The organism is Rhizobacter sp. P3_B12 (assembly GCF_056402895.1).
Window position 1 is genome coordinate 1 of record NZ_JBFUGN010000599.1, and the last position, 3,829, is coordinate 3,829.

Genomic DNA, 3,829 nt, shown 5'->3' on the forward strand with positions numbered 1-3,829 from the left:
CCGGTGCAGCGCATCGCGCCGCTGCTCGACTGGCTGCGCGGCGTGTTCGAGAAGCCGACGCTGAAAGCCGCCGACCAGGTGCTGCAGCTGTCGCGCTTCGACCTCGGCACGCTCGATGCGCTGGCGGTCGGTGCGCGCGTGGTCGCGCCGCCGAGCCTCGATGCGCTGATCCGCGAGCTGCGCGGCCTGGGCAGCGGCAGCGGGCTGCCGCCGGTGCAGCCGTCGCCCGAGGTGCGCGCGACGCTGCGCCACTACCAGCTCGACGGCCTGGCCTGGATGGATTTCCTGCGCCGCGCGCGGCTCGGTGGCGTGCTGGCCGACGACATGGGGCTGGGCAAGACGCTGCAGACGCTCGCGCTGCTGCAGGGCGAGCTCGATGCCGGCCGGCTCGACAAGCCGTCGCTCGTCGTCGTGCCGACCAGCCTGGTCGACAACTGGCACACCGAGGCGCAGCGCTTCACGCCGCAGCTGAAGACGCTGGTGCTGCACGGCGCGCGGCGCATGCAGCACTTCGAGCGCCTCGGCCAGGCCCACCTGGTGATCACCAGCTATCCGCTGGCGGTGCGCGACATCGACGTGCTGGCCGCGCAGGACTGGCACTATGTCGTGCTCGACGAGGCGCAGCGCATCAAGAACAGCCGCAGCCAGGCCGCGCTCGCACTGAAGGGGCTGCGCGCGCAGCACCGGCTGTGCCTGAGCGGCACGCCGCTCGAGAACCACCTCGGCGAGCTGTGGAGCCTGATGGATTTCGTCTGCCCGGGGCTGCTCGGCAGCGAGCTGCAGTTCCGCGAGCGCTACCGCCAGCCGATCGAGAAGCGGCAGGATCACCTGCAGGCCCAGCACCTCGCGCGGCGCGTGCGGCCATTCATCCTGCGCCGCACCAAGCAGCAGGTGGCGCAGGAGCTGCCGGCGAAGACCGAGACGCTGCTGCGCGTGGAGCTGTCCGGCGCACAGGCCGACCTGTACGAGACGGTGCGCGCGACGATGGACGAGAAGCTGCGCGACGCGATCGAGAAGCAGGGCCTCGCGCGCAGCCAGATCATGGTGCTGGACGCCTTGCTGAAGCTGCGCCAGGTGTGCTGCGACCCGCGGCTGCTGAAGGGCGAGGCGCGCGACGCACAGGCCGCCGCCGGCAAGGCCGCGCCGTCGGCCAAGCTGGAGCTGCTGCTCGACCTGCTGCCCACGCTGGTGGAAGACGGCCGGCGCGTGCTGCTGTTCTCGCAGTTCACCGAGATGCTGGCGCTGATCGAGACCGAGCTCGTGCGGCTCAAGCTGCCCTACCTGATCCTCACCGGCGAGACCGATGACCGGGCCGGGCTGGTCGCGCAGTTCCAGCAGGRCGAGGTGCCGCTGTTCCTGATCAGCCTGAAGGCCGGCGGCGTCGGGCTCAACCTGACCGCGRCCGACACCGTGATCCTGTACGACCCGTGGTGGAACCCGGCGGTCGAGCAGCAGGCGATCGACCGCGCCTACCGGATCGGGCAGGACAAGCCGGTGTTCGTCTACAAGCTGTTGGCCAGCGGGACGGTCGAAGACAAGATGATCGAGTTGCAGGCCCGCAAGGCCGGGCTCGCGGACCTGTTGCTGAAGGGCGTGGCGAGCGATGCGGCGTTGAATGCGGAAGACTTCGACGACCTGTTCAAGCCGCTGTCCGATGGCGCGCCGAAGGAGGGCGACTGAATGCTGACCGTCCATAACCCGGTGCACCACCTGCATGCCGGGCGCCAGGAGATGTACCGCGGCCGGCTGGTGCCGTGCCACGAGGTGCCCGGCCGGCTCGACCACGTGCTGGCCGAGCTGAAGCGGCGCCCGCTGGGTGAACTGCGCGCGCCGGGCGAGGTGTCGATGGAGGTGCTGCGGCGCATCCACAGCGGGCGTTATCTCGATTTCCTCGCGCATGCGTGGGACGACTGGGTCGCGCTCGATCCGGCGAATGCGCAGGTCGATGCACTGCCCTCGGTGTGGCCGGTGCGGGGCTTCCGCGACGACGTGCTGCCCGACAACTTCGCGGCGCGCATGGGCCTGTTCTCGTTCGATGCCGGCACGCCGCTGACGGCCGGCACCTGGCAGGCGGCGCGCGCTGGTGCCGCGTGCGCGGTGGAAGCGGCGCAGGCGGTGGCGAGCGGTGCGCAACGCAGCGCCTTCGCGCTGACGCGCCCGCCCGGCCACCATGCCGGCGCCGATTTCTTCGGCGGCTACTGCTTCCTGAACAATGCGGCGCTGGCCGCGCAGACGCTGCGCGATGGCGGCTTCGAGCGCGTCGCGGTGCTCGACGTCGACTACCACCACGGCAATGGCACGCAGAGCATCTTCTACGAGCGCGGCGATGTGCTGACGGTGTCGCTGCACGGCGATCCGCGCACCGAGTACCCGTTCTACCTGGGGCATGCGGACGAGCGCGGCGCCGGGGCGGGCCTGGGCTGCAACCTGAACCTGCCGCTGCCGCGCGGGACCGACTTCGCGCGCTGGCGCGCGGCGCTGGGTGCGGGCACCGAGGCGATCGGTCGCTTCGGCGCGCAGGCGCTGGTGGTATCGCTCGGCGTCGACACCTTCGAGGGCGATCCGATCTCCAGCTTCGCGCTGCGCAGCGCCGATTACCTGCAGGTGGGCAGCGACATCGCCGCAGTGCAGCTGCCGACGGTGTTCGTGTTCGAGGGTGGCTACGCGGTCGCCGAGGTCGGCGTCAACGCGGTCAACGTGCTGGAAGGCTTCGAGAAAGGCGCTGCATGACATTCGAAATTCGGCAGGCGGACAGCGTGCGGCAGTTCGCGGCGGTGGAGACCGCGCCTGAACACGTCGACGACACCGCGCGTTACCTCGAAGGGCTGTTCGCCTCGGGGTCGTCGCGCCCCGAGTGGTGCTTCGTCGCGTGGCGCGACGACCAGCCCTGCGGGCGTGTCGCGTTCTGGGCCCTGCCGCGGGTCGGCCGGCCGCTCGACATCGTGCTGCTGAACCTGCCCTGGGACGGCGAGGCCGACGTCATCGGACGGGCGCTGCTGGATGGCGCGCGCCGGGCGATGGCGGACGCGGGCCTGACGACCGTGGGCCACTGCCACGACCACCCGCCGCGCACGCCGCAATGGCAGACGCACGGCGACGCGCGGCTGGCCTTGCTGGCCGGCCTGGGTTTCAGGACCCAGCGCGACACGCTGCGCTTCGAGGCGGCGCTGGCGCCGGGCGCCGCGGTCGACACCGGCGATCTGCGCCTGCGTGCGGCGGCCCCGGATGACGAGACGCTGCTGCGGCAGATGGTGGCCGCGGTGGCGGCGGCCTCGCGCGACCAGATCGACATCGAAACCGTCGCGGCGCGTGGCGCGCAAGCCCATGCGGCCGAACTGATCGCCGACCTGCGCAGCATGCGCGTGGACCCGGGCTGGTGGCAGATCGCCTTCGATGCGCAGGGCACGGCCGTGGGCCTGGTGCTGCCGGTGGCGGGTGCCGACTTCGGCAGCATCGGCTACATCGGCGTGCTGCCGGCCCACCGCGGGCGCGGCCATGTCGATGTGCTGCTGGCGGCCGCGACGGCCCTGCTGCGCGATGCCGGCCTGCCGCGCCTGATCGCTGACACCGACCGCTCGAACACCGGCATGGCCCGGGCCTTCACGCGCGGCGGGTGGCGACAGTTCGGCGAGCGTCGCGAACTGCTGCTGCCGGCTTGAGCCCGAACAGGATGCGCAGCGGCCCGCTGCGCCGCGCGAGGCGGTAGCCGATCCAGCCGAGCAGGAAGGTGCCGCCGACCAGCAGCGGCGCTTCCGCCTCGAACGGCAGCGCCCATGGCAGCAGCGCGTGCGCCAGCAGGATGATCAGCGTCTGGTGCAGCAGGTAGAGC

General features: G+C 71.7%; 3 protein-coding genes and 1 pseudogene. 3 read left to right on the forward strand and 1 reads right to left on the reverse strand.

Going from position 1 to position 3,829, the window contains the following annotated elements; translation table 11 throughout:
- The 3 genes from AC1D01_RS24445 to AC1D01_RS24455 all read left to right on the forward strand — a co-directional run.
- Positions 1–1,680, forward strand: a 1,680-nt coding sequence (locus AC1D01_RS24445) for a DEAD/DEAH box helicase (RefSeq protein WP_477870968.1), incomplete at its 5' end; no start/stop codon positions are given.
- Positions 1,681–2,730 (forward strand): histone deacetylase family protein, encoded by a 1,050-nt coding sequence (locus AC1D01_RS24450; RefSeq protein ID WP_477870970.1) that lies wholly within the window; start codon positions 1,681–1,683, stop codon positions 2,728–2,730. It abuts the gene before it with no gap.
- The gene (locus tag AC1D01_RS24455) at positions 2,727–3,659 is read left to right on the forward strand and encodes a GNAT family N-acetyltransferase (RefSeq protein WP_477870972.1); all 933 of its coding nucleotides are present in this window, start codon (positions 2,727–2,729) and stop codon (positions 3,657–3,659) included. Before AC1D01_RS24450 ends, AC1D01_RS24455 begins: the two co-directional genes overlap by 4 nt.
- Here the strand turns inward: AC1D01_RS24455 and AC1D01_RS24460 are convergent.
- Positions 3,601–3,829 (reverse strand): annotated as a pseudogene (locus tag AC1D01_RS24460) (hypothetical protein); the annotation flags it as partial. The gene AC1D01_RS24455 and the pseudogene AC1D01_RS24460 sit on opposite strands and share 59 nt — an antisense overlap.